Source organism: Gemmatimonas sp. (assembly GCF_031426495.1).
Taxonomy (GTDB): domain Bacteria; phylum Gemmatimonadota; class Gemmatimonadetes; order Gemmatimonadales; family Gemmatimonadaceae; genus Gemmatimonas.
In genome coordinates this window covers 154338-169570 of sequence record NZ_JANPLK010000080.1, presented here as the reverse complement: position 1 = coordinate 169570, position 15233 = coordinate 154338, and the positions used below count along the sequence as shown (strand labels likewise).

The window sequence follows — 15233 nt, the reverse complement described above, 5'->3', positions numbered from 1 at the left end:
CGACGGAGGGGTGCGCCTCATGGCACGTGAAACTCTGAATTCGATGGAACACAACGGATCGGATGATCGCCGCCTTCGCCGCGAGATTGCGCGGCAGGGTAGAACCGATTACGTGAACGTCGGTGCTACCGAGCGCATCGCCTCCGCAGTCGCGGGTGGGTTTCTCACCATGTTCGGCTTACGCCGACGTGGCACCGTGGGATACGGCATGGCGCTGTTAGGCGCCGAGATGCTGTACCGCGGTGCGTCAGGGCACTGCAAGACGTATTCGATGCTCGGGGTCTCGACCAAGGAGTACGTGGAACCGGGTGTGCCGGCGGAGGTCGACCATGAGCGCTCAATCAGTGTGCGTCAAAGCGTGTACGTTGAGCGACCGCGAGAGGAGTTGTTTGCCATGTGGCGCGATTTCTCCAGGTTGCCGCTGTTCATGGATCATCTCGAGCGCGTCGAGGTCATTTCGCCCACGCATTCGCATTGGGTGGTGGCGGGACCAGCGGGCTCGAAGGTCGAGTGGGACGCCGAGATCGTGGATGAGCGCGAGAACGAGTGGATCGCGTGGCGTACCGTGGAGCCGGCGCAGGTGCCCAACAACGGCACGGTGATGTTCTGTGAAATGTCGGATGGCGGCACAGATGTGTTCGTGACACTCGAGGCGCAACCACCTGCTGGTAAGTTCGGCGATCTGGTGGCGCGCATGTTTGGCCGGGCGCCGAATCGGCAGGTTCGCAAGGCGCTCGAGCGCTTCAAGGAGATGGCCGAAGGGCGCATCACACCGGAGTTGTCCGTATGACGACGCCTCAGCGCGCCAAGTCCGATGACGAGGCGCCGGCACAGGACGCGGACGTCGTGCGAGATGCCGACGGGTTGGTGGTGGACGAACACTCCGACGACGCTGACATGGGGCTTGGTGCCGAACCTCGCTCGGCGGAGGAGCTTGAGGACGCGGCGATTGGTCACGAGCTCAAAGGAGCGGCCGGCGTCACTCGCGACGATGAAGTGCATGGCGAGCGAATGTTCGACTCGCCCGATGGCAAAGGCCGCCAGACACCGGAAGGCGAGCAGGACTGAGCACCGGACAGCAGATTGGTTGGTTCGCCCGTAACGCAGTGGCGCGACGGGCGTCCCCTGCCACCTTCTGCTGAGTGTTCTGATGCGTCCTCTTCTCTCCGCGGCAGCACGACGCCGCGCGGCGCTGCTCCCGCTCGTCCCCTTGCTTTTTGCCGGCCGCATGGCGCTCGCGCAGAGCGGCGAGCCGGTGGACATGGCCGCAATCGCCAAGATCCGGGCCGAGGCCTTCGAGCGCTCGCAGGTCATGACCATGATGTCGTGGCTCACCGACGTGCATGGCCCCCGCCTGACGGGCTCGCCAATCACACGGCGCGCCGCAGACTACACGGTGCAGCAAATGCAGTCATGGGGGCTCAGCAACCCGCGCATCGAGCCGTGGGGCACCTTTGGCCGCGGCTGGGTCAACGAGAAGTTCTACGCGCAGGTCACGTCACCCGTACCATTTGCCGTGATCGGCTATCCGCAGGCGTGGACGCCGGGCACCAACGGGCTCGTGAAGAGCGAACTTGTTTACGTGCGCATCGATGGCGATGCCGACTTCGAGAAGTACCGCGGTAAGCTGGCCGGCAAAGTCGTGATGCTGGCCCCGATGCGCGAGGTTGCGCCCCGCTTCGAGCCGTTGGCCGCGCGCCGTACCGAGGCCGATCTCGCCAAACTCGAGGCCGCACCTATGCCGGCACCGGCCGCGACGGGTCCGCGCGCGTCCGCACCGCGCACCGCCGCCGATAGTGCCGCCAGGCGGCAGCAGGACGCCATGCGCGCCACGCAGGCCACGACCGTTCGGCGAATGGCCTTCATTGCCGACGAACAGGTCGCGGCAGTGATCGAACCGGGCCGGGGCGACGGCGGCACCGTGTTCACCAACAACGGGCAGTCACGCGATCCGAGAACCCCGTACGGGACGCCGCTGATCGTGGTGGCCATCGAGCATTACGGCCGCATGCTGCGCACGGTCGAGAAAGGCGTGCCGGTAGAGATCGAGCTCGACGTCCGCAATCGCTTCTACGACGACGATCTCACCTCGTTCAACATCATCGCCGAGATCCCGGGCACCGATCCGCAACTCAAGGACGAAGTGGTGATGCTGGGCGCGCACTTCGACTCATGGCACGCTGGGACGGGCGCCACCGACAACGCCGCCGGCTCGGCGGCGATGCTGGAAGCGATGCGCGTGCTCAAGGCGTCCGGGCTCAAGCCCAAGCGCACGATTCGTATTGCCCTGTGGACCGGCGAAGAGCAGGGGCTACTGGGCTCGCGTGCGTACGTGCGTCAGCAGTTCGGCACGCGCGACTCACTCACGGACGCGGGCAAGAAGGTGTCGGTGTACTTCAATCTCGACAACGGCACCGGGGCGATCCGCGGCGTCTTTCAGCAGGGCAACACAGAGGCGGGCCCGATCTTCAAGTCGTGGATGAAGCCCTTCGACGACAAGGGCGTGAAGGCGGCCACGCTGTCGAACACCGGCGGTACGGACCACCTGGCGTTCGACGGTATCGGCATTCCGGGCTTCCAATTCATTCAGGACGAGGTCGAGTACGGTACCCGCACGCATCACTCGAACATGGATACCTACGAGCGCGTGCAGGATGCTGACATGAAGCTCAATGCCGCCGTGATCGCCTCATTTGTCTACCACGCGGCCAACCGTTCCGCGCTGTTTCCGCGCAAGCCGGCCGCTAGCGCACCGCGGTCATAAGCTGCGTTCCGACCCACTGTTCGCCTGACGCCAGCAGCACCGGAGGCCGCACCACGGCGGCCTCCACGCACACCATCAGCAGTTCCTCGCCATCAGCAAAGTCTGCCCGGGTGCGCGTGCCTTCCGCACCGGGATTCCACACCACCGTTTCCGGAAACCCACGCTTCTCGATGCGGAGCGTACGATTCGGCTCCCGCATCTCGATGACATCGGGTGTCGCGAAGTACACGCGATCGATGTGTCCGTCGATCGGCAGAACGTCAGCTGCTTCGTCGAACTCGACCCCGTCGCGGAGTGCATCGCGATATCGGCAGCCCCTCAGTCCGCTGACCGTCGTCGTGAGCGCGTTCTCAACCGTAAAGTACGGATGCAGCGCGGCCGTGAACGACAGCGCCTGCGAGTCGGTATTGGTCACGGTGAGCTGCACCGTGAGCACCGCCGCAGCCACGTGCACCGAGAGGTCGGCCTGAAAGGCGAACGGCCACACGGCGCGCGATGCGTCGGTATCGGTGAGCCGCAGGACGACGCGAGCACCGCCCTGCATCTCATCCTGCGCCACCACGGTCCACCGGCTGAGTCGCGCGAACCCGTGATGACCAATCGGACCAAACGCACCGAACTGCGGAAAGCACACGGGAATGCCGCCGCGGATCGAGCAGCCGGGCCCGTACTGCGCCTCCCGACTGACGAACAGCCGATCGACCGACGATCGCGCCGGAACCCACGACGTCACATGCGCGCCGTCGAGATACACGCGCGCAAACGCCCCGTCGGGTGCACGCAGTTCGACCGACGGGGCGTCCTCGGCCCGACTCACGTCGCGTTCACTTCGCAGTCACACGCTGCAGCGTGCGATACAGGAATTCAGCAGCCCACCCCAGCGCCGGCACCGGTACCCGCTCGTTGTCGCCGTGCATGCGCAACTCATCCACCATCGGCAACGGCATCGGCAGAATGCCGTAGGTGGGAATGCCCTTCGCGCGCAGCGCGGCACCATCGGTGGCGCCCGTACTCATGAACGGAATGACAGTAGTAGTCGGCACCATCGCCGTCGCCGACGACTCCATCGCCTGATACAGCGCGGCCGACACCGGCGACACCGGCGGTGATGTACGCGGGTCACCGGTGAGCGCAAATGTGACCTGCGATTCCTTCGCGACCGTGTTGAAGGCCGCGACGACTGTGCGCACATCGTCGTTGGGCAGCACGCGCACGTTGAAGGTCGCTGTGCCTTCGCTCGGAATCACATTCGAACGGATACCACCGTTCATCAGCGTGAGCGACTGGCCCGTGCGCAACACCGCATTGTGCAGCGGCTCGCGCGACAGAATCGCCGCGGCCGCGTCGATCTGCACCTTCGACGCCGTGGGCGACGACACGCGCAGCATGGCCGCCTTCATGATCGGATCCTTCTCGATTCGCGCGAGGCGCGCGAAATACAATCGCGTCGTCTCGTTCAGCTTCACCGGCGACTTCCATTCGTGCACACGCGACACCGCACGGGCGAGCGCCGCCAGCACGTTCTGCGGCAGCGGCACCGACGCGTGACCACTCGGCCCCTTGGCGGTGGCGACCACGTTGTACGAGATCTTCTCGGTGGTCTGGATGTTCACCGACATTACGCGGCCATCGGATACCCGCACGCGCCCGCCTTCATTGAGCGCGAACTCGGCATCCTTGATGAGATCGAAGTGCTTCTCGATCACTCGATCGATACCCACTTCATCCCCGCCTTCCTCGGCCGCCGTGGCCAAGAAGATGATGTCGCGGTCGAGTGAGGCGCGCTGCGTGGCCAACTGCTGCATGGCCGCCGTCGCCGTGGCGAGCATGCCCTTGTCGTCGATGGCACCGCGACCGTACAGGTACGACACACCACCTTCGTCGCGAATCGTCGCCATGAAGGCCGGCGTATTCCACTTGGTCCTGTCGGCGCCGACCACGTCCATGTGGCCCATGATGAGCACCGGTCGTTTGGTGGGATTTACCGCGCGCAGTCGTGCCACGAAGTTGGCGCGTCCATTCCCGGCATCGAGCACATGTCGCTCGACACCGGGGATCTGCGCGAAGATCGCGTCGAAGTAGCGCGCCGTGAGCATCTCATTACCCGGCGGATTCTGCGTGTTCAGCGCGATGAGTTTAGTGAGATGCTCGAGCGACGCCCGCTGTGCCAGCGCGCGATCAAACCCGGCCGGCGCCGCGGTCGTAACGATATAGGGCGACGTGCCCTGCGCTTGAATCGACGTTGTGACAACGGCGCTGGCGACGAGCGAGAGCGCCACGGCTACACGGCGCACTAGAGCTCCCATCCTTTGCGGTACACGCGCGTAAGAAACTGATCCGCGTCGGGCGCATTGGTGAACTTCATCCCGGCGCTATCATAGATCACCTTGCGGCCTTGCCCCGCGCGCAACGCCGCCATCCCCAGCAACATCGTTTCGGTGAGCGGCGACGCCTGCGAGAACGGCGAGCTTGACTGCGCTTCGCCCTTCGACGCCTGGATCCAGTTCTGCTCGTGCGACACCGTGATGCGCGGCAGCGTCACCGGCACCTGCTCGGCCTTCTTGGCGATCGCTTCCGGGAAGATGCGCGGCTTGTTGCCGTACGTCTCGTAGAACATGATGCCCTTCTCGCCGATGAAGACACCACCGCCGCCGTCGCTGCCGGGGTTGTTCATCGGCACTTCGTCGGGAAGCATTGCCGGACGCGGCGGCATCAAGCCACCGTCGTACCAGTACAGCTTGAGCGCATCACGCTTACCCACCTTCGGGAAGTCGTACTGCACCATTGTGGCCATCGGATACGTGGCCGGATTCTGCGCCCCGCCACCCCACGGCGTGGACGACGCCGAGATCGACGTGGGATACGTGAGGCCAAGCGACGTAAACGGCTGATCGATCAGGTGGGCGCCCATGTCGCCCAGCGAGCCGACGCCGAAGTCGAGCCAGCCACGCCACGCAAAGGGATGGTACGCCGGGTGATAGGCGATCTCCGGTGCGGGGCCGAGGTACAGATCCCAGTTCAGTCCCGGCGGCATCGACGAATCATTGGCCGCCATCGCCGAACGCACCGCGTTGTCGACCGTGCCCATGTTCCACTGCGGGCGAGGGTTCGGTGGATTCGTCGGGGCCGGCGCATTCGCCGCGCGCGGGCGCGGAATGCCCTGCGCCCAATAGCGCACCGGGCGATCGGTCCACACGTGCACTTCGTGGATCTTGCCGAGAATGCCGGATTTGATGATCTCGCTGATGCGGTGCGAGCCTTCCATCGAGTGGCCCTGATTGCCCATCTGCGTGGCCAGCTTTGGATTGGCCGCGGCCGCCTTCTGCAGCAGTCGCACTTCATGCACGGAATACGCGAGCGGCTTCTGCACGTACACATGCTTGCCGAGCGACATCGCGGCCAGCGCGATGGTGGCGTGCAGGTGATCGGGCGTCGCGATCAGCACCGCGTCGATGTCCTTCTGCTTGTCGAGCATCACGCGGAAATCCGTGTACTTCGTGGCGTTCTTGTAGGCCTCGCCAAGTTGCACATTCTGCGCTGATGGCTCGCCGGTACGCGGCTTGAGCCGCCCGTCGAGCGAGCGCTCCACGTACGCGAAGTCCACGTCGCACACCGCCACGATGTTTTCGGTGAGCATCTGCGACATGTTGCTCATACCCATGCCACCGATGCCGACACAGGCGATGTTGAGCTTGGCGCTGGGGGCGCGATAGCCGGGGCCACCGAGCACGGCACGCGGCACGATCATCGCGCCGAAGGCGAGCGTGGCGCTGTCGGACACGAAGTCACGACGGGAGTAGGGATTCGACATGGGAGGCGGTGGGAGTCGTACAAGGGCAACGCACACGGGACTCGGGCGCTGCGTCTGCGACAGCTATGCTGGAATCATGATATATCCCTCGCGCCAGCTTCCGTCGAGGCGGAATGGTGCGGCACCGGCCAATTGCACGTGACTCGTTCGGCCGGCGGCCCACCAGGCACCAGCGATGCCACCGACGACGGCCTGCAACTGATCGTGTGTGCGTACCTGCTCGAGCGTGATGCCAGTACGCGCCAGTAGTCGGACGCCGGCGTCCTGCACGTCAGCCACCGACGCGCGTCCCTTGGCCATCAGTGGCGACAGGCCGAGCGCACGCCATCCGGCGGTGGGAAAGCTTTCGGTGACCACGCGGGCCGTCGGTACGGCGGCGGGATCGCCGGGCAGCGCCCAGTCGGCCGACGACAGGAATGATTCGAAGAGCGCGATCGAGAACGTGGTGAAACCGAGGTATGTGCGCGGCTTCACGCCGTCGGGCGGGAGCCCCGTTTTGCCGGGGGCGCGGACGGCGCGCTCGCTGAGTCGGCAATGCGGCGAATCGGTATCGGGCGATCGCCATCCCAGCGGGCCATCGATGCACAGGCAGCGCACGTCGTGCGTCTCGACCATCTCGCGCAGCCACGAGGCCAGCGCCGCCACCGATGGGCGGCCGCTGAGCGGCACATCGAATGCGCGCGCCGTCAGCGAGTCGTGCTTGCCACCACCGTCGTCGTAGGTGACCAGCGCGACACCGATATCACGGTAATCCACGTACGCCAGATCGACCGAGAGTGCGACACCACGACCCGGCGTGGTCGGGAGACTGGTCAGGAGACTGGTCAGAAGCGCAGCAGCCGCGCCGGCGTGACCTTGGATGGGTCGCCGACGTAGGCCCACCGCACCTTCCCCATGTACGTACGGGCCGCCTGCTGGATCTGCTCCGGCGTGACGGCGCGGAGTTCTTCCACAAACTGCGCCGCGCGACGGAAATCGCCCTGATACAACTCGGCGCGCGCCAGCATGTTCGCCTGGTCGGCGTTCGTTTCGTTATCGAGGAAGTACGTCACGATGAACTGCTGCACCAGCCGATCGAGTCCGTCGGTGGTAATCGTGCCTTCGCGCAGCGACGTAATCTGCTGCTGCATGATGGTGAGCACTTCGTCTGGCTGCGTGGTGGTGACATACAACCCGCCCAGCGAGAACGCGCGCTCCACGAACGGCGCATTCACCGAGTACGTGAGATTGCGACGACCGCGCACTTCGGCGAACAACCGGCCACTGAGCACCGCGCAGGCCAGCCGCAGCGCCGGATAGTCCTTGCTGGTGGCTTTCGGACCGTGGAAGTATCCCTGCAGATAGTTGGTGGGCAGCGTGCGCTTCTCGACCACGTAGGCACTGGGCAGTTCCGCCGGCGGTTCGGGCAGCGCCCACGCGTACGTGCCCTTCGGCATCCGTCCCAGCGTTTCGCGCACGAGCTTCTCCACCTTGGTACGCGACACGTTACCCACCACGACCAGCATCATGCGCGACGTCACGAACTGCGACGCGTGATACGCCTTGAGGTCGGCGGTGGTGATTGACGTGAGCGACTGCTCGGTGCCCGTGGGCTCGAGCGCGTACGGATGACCGGAGAACGCGATGCTATCGGCGAGGTAATCGAGCAACGCATCGGGGCTGTCCTTGCGCTGACGCGTCGCGGTCACGAACTGCTCGCGCACCAGCTCCACTTCCGCCGGATCGAGCCGCGGCGCCATGATCCGATCGGCTAGAATGGCCCACGTGCTATCGAGTCCAGTGGTCGTGGCGCGCAAACTGATCGTCGTCCAATCGGCATTCGCCCCAACGCCGATCGCACTGCCCAACTGCGCCATCTTCGTGCGGAGCAGATCGCGCGGATACTTGGCGGTCCCGCGTTCACTCGCTTCCAGCAGCAACGTCTCGATGCCCTGATTCGCCGCCCTGAGCTGCCGCGTACCACCCAACAGATAGAGGTTGGCCGCGACGACGTTGTTCGCGCTCACGCGACGCAGAATGACCGGAATGCCGGCGACATCGAACTTCGACGTGAGCGTATCGGTCGGCGACGTCACCGCCGGCTTCTTCACCGCCCCCTGCCCCGACAATGGCGCCGCCGTCAGCATCATCACCCCTGCCGCCAGCAGTACCCCGTACCCCATACCCCCGACTCCATACTGTTTTTTCACGGTCTCACCACCGGACGCGTCACCGGCGTCAGCAGTTCCTTTTCCGTGAGCCCGATCGAGCGGCGCGCTTCACTGGACAGCAGCACACTGATGACACGCGGCTTTCCCGCGATGTACGTGGTCGTGTATCGCAGAAGATCGGTGATGCGCTGCTGAGCCATGGTATCCGTGTAGCCGATGAAGTAGTCGAGGTTGGAGACGCTCCACCAGAAGCCGATGGTGTGCGCGATTTCCGAGGCTTTCTCGATGCCGAACGCGCTCGACACGGTTCGCTGGGCCTTGACCGCTTCCAGCTCGCGGGTGGTCACGTACGTGGGATCGGTGAAGCGCGCGATCTCGCGCTCCAACGCGGCCATCGCGGCGCGGTACTTGTCCGGTGTGGTCTGTCCGCTGATCGAAATCGGACCGGTCTGATTCAACGTGTAGTAGTTCACCCCGACACCCTGCCACAGTCCGGTGTCCACCAGATTCTTCTGGAACGTCGAGCCCGGCGTATTCAGCACGTCGCTGAACACATCGGCCGCAAACGTCGCGCCCGGATCCTTGCCGACACTCGGACCCTGCCACTGTATGAGCACGGCCACGGCGTTGATGGGCTCTTCGCTAATGTGCGCCTTGTTGCCATCGAGCGCGGGAATGGGCGGAATCGGATCAGCCTTGAAGGGATCCTCACCGCGCGGCCACGCGCCGAACACCTGTTCGGCCAACGCGAACACCTTCTCCGGATCCACATCGCCGGTCACGATCAGCGCGCTGTTGTTCGGCACATAGTACTTGCGCTGAATTTCGCGCATCTGCGCCGGCGTCACGTTGGCGATCACGGTGCGATCGCCGATGGTGTTCTTCCGGCTGAACTGACCGGGATACAGCAACTCCGTGGCCTTCTGCTGAAAGGCGAAACCGGGCTGCGCTTCGTTACGATCGTACTCGCCCAGCACCACTTCCTTCTCGCGCTTCAACTCGTCTTCGCGAAAGCTTGGATTGATCAGCGCGCTGGCCAGAAACCGCAGTCCACCGGCCACCGAATCGGCCGGCAACGTGAGGAAGTAATTCACGCGCTCTTCCTGCGTCGTGCCATTGAACACCGCACCCAGCTCGGCGGCGCGATCGTTGAAGGCCTCGGCGTCGGGCAAGTCCTTGTTGGCCTTGAAGAACATGTGCTCGTACATGTGCGCGAGGCCGGCGTACTCAGGGCTCTGCGTGAACGCCCCGTTCCGTACATCGATTTCCAGCGTCGCGATGGGCACGCCGTGGTTCTCCACGACGATCACTTCCATGCCGTTCGTGAGCACCTTGCGGCGCACCACCTTGGTCAGCTCAGCGCGTGACTGCGCCGCAAGCAGCGGCGGCGTGGCCGCTGGGATAGCCACCGCGAGCAGGGCGGCGGTGACGAGGTGCCGGAGGGACGGCCGGGCGCCGAAGGGTGCGGGCATGCGACGTCGGAAGAGGAAGGGGGAGCGGTATCACCCGAACGATGGCGTACGGACCTGCTGCGGGGAATCTTTCGGCATGACTCCCAGCCAGATTGCCAGCGCGCTCGTTGCGGCGTCGGTCGACGCAGCCGCGGACGCCGCTGTGGCCGCGCCGCTCGACCGCAGCCGATTGCAGCGCAGTGCACCGCTTGCCCCGTACACCACGTTTCGTATTGGCGGTCCCGCCGACGTGCTCTTCGAGGCGCAGACGGCGGACGAACTAGCAACGGCGATCACCGCCGCGAGGTGGGCGGGCGTGCCGTGGTTCGTGCTCGGGCTGGGGGCAAATGTCCTGATCGGCGATCGCGGCATCCGCGGGCTGGTAATCCGAAACGCCGCCGCCGCTCACACGATTTCGGCGACCGGAGCGGTGTGGTCCGAAAGCGGCGCTGTCATGCAGGACCTGGTGCTCGATACCGTGCGGGCCGGCTGGTCGGGACTCGAGCACTACATCGGCATCCCGAGCACCGTGGGTGGCGCGCTCTGGCAGAACCTGCATTTTCTGTCGCCGGCTCCCGAGCGCGAACGGACGATGTTCATCGCCGAAGTCTTCGACCGGTGCGAGATCCTCGCCGAGGAAGGCCATCGTCGGGTCGTGGATGCCGAGTACATCAAGTTCGGCTATGACGACACCGTGTTTCACCATCGGCGTGACGTGGTGCTGAGCGCGACGTTCCAGCTCACGAAGGCCGATCCGGCCCGCCTGCACCAGATCCTGCAGGAGAACCTGTCGTGGCGCGGCTCGCGACACCCGTGGCTGCAGGTGCACCCCAGCGCCGGCTCGATTTTCAGGAAGATCGAAGGGGTGGGCGCCGGCCGTCTGATCGATCAGTGCGGCCTCAAGGGTTTCCGCGTGGGCGATGCCCAGATCTCGCACATCCACGCCAACATCCTGGTCAATCTCGGCCATGCCACCGCGGCCGACGTGCGGGCGCTGGTGGCGCATGCGCAGGCGGCGGTGAAAGAACGATTCGGCTACGAACTACATCCCGAGGTTGGGTTTATCGGGGAGTTCTAGAAGGTCTGCTCTGCGGTCTCTGCGCTCTCTGCGCCTCCGCGTGATCTGTTCATTGTCGACCGGTTGGGAACCGATCACGCAGAGTGGCCGAGGGCGCAGAGATCGCAGAGGAAACGATTAGTTCGGGAACTGTGTCGAAACGCACATGAGACGTGGTCCGTAGCGTGAGGACCCGCCCTGCCCGTTCCCTCCGATCCCTCCCCGACGTGCTTCGTCGTTTTCTGCAGTTTGCCACTTTGCTCTGCCTGAGCCTCTCGGCCGCGATTGCGCCCGCCGCGGCCCAGCAGGTGGATGTGATCCGCGGCCGGATCACCGGCACCGAAAATGAGCCGCTCGACAACGTCGCCGTCGTCGTCACGTCGATTTCCGGCAACGTGAATCGTACGGCCCGCACCGATCGCACCGGCCGCTTCACGGTCACCTTCCCCGGTGGCGATGGCGACTACATGGTCACCGTGACCGCGCTCGGCTACGGCGTAAAGCGCTTCGAGGTAAAGCGCGGTGCCGACGAAGACATTCTCATCGCCGACGCCAAGCTCTCGAAAGTCGGTGCCGTCCTCGACGCCGTGAAAGTCACGGCGGCGCGCGAGAAGGTGTCGCGCAACGAGGTGCAGCAGGATGTGGGCGGCACCGAGCGAGTGATCTCGAACAACAGCGCACTGCCACCCGATCAGATGGGCGACCTCGCCGCGATGGCCGCTACGCTGCCGGGGGTGCAGCTCGTGCCCGGTCAGGATGGCGGCGCGAACGGTTTCTCGGTGCTCGGACTTGGCGCGGACCAGAACAACACCACGCTCAACGGCATGATGTTCGGCGGCGCGGGATTGCCGCGCGACGCAAGCGTGTTGAGTTCGCTGATCACCTCGCCGTATGACGTGTCGCGCGGTGGGTTCTCCGGTGGTCAGTTCAGTCTGCGCACGCGTCCGGGCTCGAACTTCGCGAGCCGAGGATTGAGCTTCGTAGGTGATGCGCCGCCGTTGCAGTGGACCGACGCGGCCGCACGCGCGAATGGGCAGGAGTACAGCAACGGATCGTTGGGTGGCTCGGTGTCGGGACCGCTCATCTTCGACAAGGCGTTCTACAACGTGTCGTTTCAGCTGGGTCGTCGCAGCAACGATCTGCAAACGCTGCTGAACACGTCGAGCACCGGCTTGCAGGCGTCGGGAGTCGCGGCCGACTCGGTACAGCGACTGGTGGGCATTCTGCAGAATGGCCGCGTACCGATCGGATACAGCGGACTGCCGTCCAGCCGTCTGGCCGACCAGGGCTCGGTGTTCGGCGCCATCGACTTCACGCCGCCATCGAGCACCAGTGGGTCAGCGTACAACCTGACCTTCAACGGCAGCTGGAACAATCAGAATCCAGCGTCGCCGCTGACCACGGCATTGCCGACCACCAGCGGCGAGCGCACCTCGCTGAACGCCGGCATTCAGGGGCGTCACAGCGGCTACTTCATGCTGCGGGGCATCGGCATTCTCACCGAGACCTCGGGCGGCATCAGCGTGTCGAAGAACGATGGCTCGCCGTATATGGATCTACCGGGCGGGCGCGTGCGGGTGAACTCGAAGTTCGTCGACGGCACCAACGGCGTGCAGAATCTCGCCTTCGGCGGCAATCAATTCCTCGGCACGTCGCAGACGTCGAACAGCGTGTCGGCGGTGAACACGCTCTCGTGGTTCAGTGCCAACAACAAGCACCGCCTGAAGCTTGGCACCGAGATGCGGCGCGACGCATCGTCACAGGATCAGACGGTGAATCGACTGGGCACATTCTCGTACAACTCGCTGGCCGATCTGCAGGCCGGCATTCCCCTCTCGTTCACCCGCACACTATCGCCGCGCGAGCGCAACTCCAGCATGATGGTGGGTGCGATCTCGCTGGGCGATTCGTATCGCCGCACCAATCGCCTGCAGTTTCAGTACGGCGTGCGAGTCGACGCCAACCAGTTTCTCGACGCCCCATCGCGTAACACCGAGGTGGAGCGACTGCTCGGTGTGCGCAACGACCTGGTGCCGAACGGCGTGTTCGTGAGCCCGCGGGTGGGCTTCTCGTGGCAGTACGGCACCGGTCCGCAGATCGGCGCCTTCGATGGCGCGTTCCGTGGACCGCGCGCGGTAGTTCGCGGTGGCATCGGCGTATTTCAGAATACGCCACAGGCCACGCTGGTGGGATCGGCCATCGACAACACCGGCCTGGCCAGCGCGATCCAGCAGCTCGCCTGCGTGGGGCAGGCCACGCCGAATCCCGACTGGAACGCCTACGGCAATCCGGCACTCATTCCCACGCGGTGCGCCGACGGCAGCACCGGCACCGTGTTCTCCAACGGCGCGCCGAACGTGACGCTGTTTGCCAAGGACTACGCGGCGCCGAGCAGCCTGCGCTCGAACCTGAGCTGGTCGGGACCAGTGCTGTGGAATCGCTTCAACGCCAGCTTCGATGCCACGTACTCGCTGAACACGCGGCAGTCGAGCTTCGTGGATCGCAACTTCGCCGGCGCGCAGCGCTTCACACTCGACAACGAGGATGGCCGGCCGGTGTATGTGTTGCCGACCAGCATCGTTCCGCTCACTGGCGCGATCGCGGCAGGTGACGGACGCGTGGCCACGCAGTTTCAACGTGTGACCGAGCAGCGCAGCGATCTGAACTCACGCAGCGCGCAAGGCAGTGTGCGACTGTCACCGACCAACTTCAGCACGAACTTCAGCTGGAGCATGAGCTACACCTACTCGAACGTGCGCGAGCAGTTCCGCGGATTCACCAGCACGGCCGGCGATCCGCTGGCGGTGAATTGGTCGCGTTCGTCGTTCGATTCGCGTCATCAGATCACGTACAACCTGAGCTATAACGCGTTCGACTTCATCCGACTTGGCTGGTTCGGTCAGTTCCGCTCGGGCACACCGTTCACGCCCACCATCGGCGGCGATGTGAACGGTGATGGCTTCGGCAACGACCGCGCATTCGTGTTCAACCCGGCCTCGAGTGACGCGGCCACAGCGGCCGGTATGCAGGCGCTGATGAACAACGGCTCGCGCGTGGCACGAGCCTGCTTGTCGTCGCAGCTGGGCAATCTGGCGGCGCGCAACAGCTGTCAGGGTCCGTGGGTGAGCTCGGCCAACCTGTCGATCTCGTTCAATCCGATCAAGCTGCGCCTGCCGCAGCGCGCCAACCTGTCGTTCAACGTGTCGAATCCGCTCGGCGCAGCCGATCTGATGCTGCACGGTGAGAACAATCTGCGCGGCTGGGGACAGCAACCATTCCTCGATCAGTCGCTGCTGTACGTGCGCGGCTTCGACGCGAGCCGCAAGCGCTACACTTATGAAGTGAACCAGCGCTTCGGTGCCACCAACCCGCAGTTCAACAGCTTCCGCACGCCGGTCACGATCACGGCCCAGCTGCGCTATGACATCGGCCCTACGCGCGAGCGGCAGGTCCTCACGCAGTCACTCGATCGCGGGCGGCGCACCAAGGGCACTAAGGCGGGCGAAGCAATGATCAAGGCGCAGTTTGGCAACGGAGGTGTGCCGAACCCGCTGGCCACGATTCTGCGCGATCAGGACACGCTCAAGCTGTCGTCGGATCAGGCCGACAGCCTGGCCACCATGAATCGCCGTTACACCGTACGCCTCGACTCGATCTGGGCGCCGATCTCGAAACGCTTTGCCGACCTCCCCGAGCGCTACGATCACGATGATATCTACGTGCAGTACGTGAAGGCGCGTGAGGCGAGCATCGACATTTTGCGGAAGTACGCGCCAGCGGTGAAGGGTGTGCTGACCGATGCGCAGCGTCGCAAGCTGCCGCCATTCGTGGCCAGTGCGCTCGATGATCGCTATCTCAAGTCCATCCGTTCGGCGACAGCGGGCGGCGGTGGCGGCATGATGCTTCCCGGTGGTGGCGCGATGATCATGGCCGGTGGTATGGGCGGCGGCGCGCAGACGATCGAAATCCGACGGTAGTTCATTTCTCATCACAACGACTC

11 protein-coding genes are annotated in these 15233 nt (G+C 64.7%); 5 read left to right on the top strand and 6 right to left on the bottom strand.

From position 1 onward, the window contains the following. Positions 1-19: 19 nt before the first annotated feature. The 3 genes from RMP10_RS20670 to RMP10_RS20660 all read left to right on the top strand — a co-directional run bounded on the left by RMP10_RS20670 (position 20) and on the right by RMP10_RS20660 (position 2764). Positions 20-790, top strand: coding sequence for an SRPBCC family protein (locus RMP10_RS20670; RefSeq protein WP_310571979.1), 771 nt, complete (start codon positions 20-22; stop codon positions 788-790). Further along, positions 787-1068, top strand: coding sequence for a hypothetical protein (locus RMP10_RS20665; protein ID WP_310571978.1), 282 nt, complete (start codon positions 787-789; stop codon positions 1066-1068). Before RMP10_RS20670 ends, RMP10_RS20665 begins: the two co-directional genes overlap by 4 nt. Before the next feature lie 82 nt (positions 1069-1150). Beyond that, a complete protein-coding gene (locus tag RMP10_RS20660; RefSeq protein ID WP_310571977.1) occupies positions 1151-2764 on the top strand; it encodes a M20/M25/M40 family metallo-hydrolase in 1614 nt (537 codons plus the stop codon). On the opposite strand, the gene RMP10_RS20655 is transcribed toward RMP10_RS20660, so the two are convergent. The 6 genes from RMP10_RS20655 to RMP10_RS20630 form a co-directional block, all read right to left on the bottom strand. Beyond that, positions 2745-3581, bottom strand: coding sequence for a D-hexose-6-phosphate mutarotase (locus RMP10_RS20655; RefSeq protein WP_310571976.1), 837 nt, complete (start codon positions 3579-3581; stop codon positions 2745-2747). The genes RMP10_RS20660 and RMP10_RS20655 overlap by 20 nt on opposite strands. 7 nt (positions 3582-3588) lie before the next feature. Further along, the gene (locus tag RMP10_RS20650; protein ID WP_310571975.1) at positions 3589-5058 is read right to left on the bottom strand and encodes a M20/M25/M40 family metallo-hydrolase; all 1470 of its coding nucleotides are present in this window, start codon (positions 5056-5058) and stop codon (positions 3589-3591) included. Beyond that, the gene (locus RMP10_RS20645) at positions 5058-6575 is read right to left on the bottom strand and encodes a Gfo/Idh/MocA family oxidoreductase (RefSeq protein ID WP_310571974.1); all 1518 of its coding nucleotides are present in this window, start codon (positions 6573-6575) and stop codon (positions 5058-5060) included. The genes RMP10_RS20650 and RMP10_RS20645 overlap by 1 nt, the downstream gene beginning before the upstream one ends. A 63-nt stretch (positions 6576-6638) precedes the next feature. After that, entirely contained in the window at positions 6639-7457 is an 819-nt protein-coding gene (locus tag RMP10_RS20640) for a DUF429 domain-containing protein (RefSeq protein ID WP_309669603.1), read from the bottom strand. Then, complete coding sequence (locus RMP10_RS20635) at positions 7400-8737, bottom strand: pitrilysin family protein (protein ID WP_310571973.1); 1338 nt, start codon at positions 8735-8737, stop codon at positions 7400-7402. The genes RMP10_RS20640 and RMP10_RS20635 overlap by 58 nt, the downstream gene beginning before the upstream one ends. Positions 8738-8760: 23 nt before the next feature. Continuing rightward, a complete protein-coding gene (locus RMP10_RS20630) occupies positions 8761-10197 on the bottom strand; it encodes a pitrilysin family protein (protein ID WP_310571972.1) in 1437 nt (478 codons plus the stop codon). 76 nt (positions 10198-10273) lie between these two features. Here RMP10_RS20630 and murB point away from each other — a divergent pair, with 76 nt between their 5' ends. Together murB and RMP10_RS20620 are read left to right on the top strand one after the other, a co-directional pair. Continuing rightward, positions 10274-11254: a UDP-N-acetylmuramate dehydrogenase gene (murB, locus tag RMP10_RS20625; protein ID WP_310571971.1), complete on the top strand. Its 981-nt coding sequence runs from the start codon at positions 10274-10276 to the stop codon at positions 11252-11254. Positions 11255-11460: 206 nt separating this feature from the next. Further along, positions 11461-15210 carry a TonB-dependent receptor gene (locus RMP10_RS20620; protein WP_310571970.1) on the top strand — a complete coding sequence of 1250 codons (3750 nt, stop codon included), beginning with the start codon at positions 11461-11463 and terminating at the stop codon, positions 15208-15210. Positions 15211-15233: the final 23 nt, after the last annotated feature.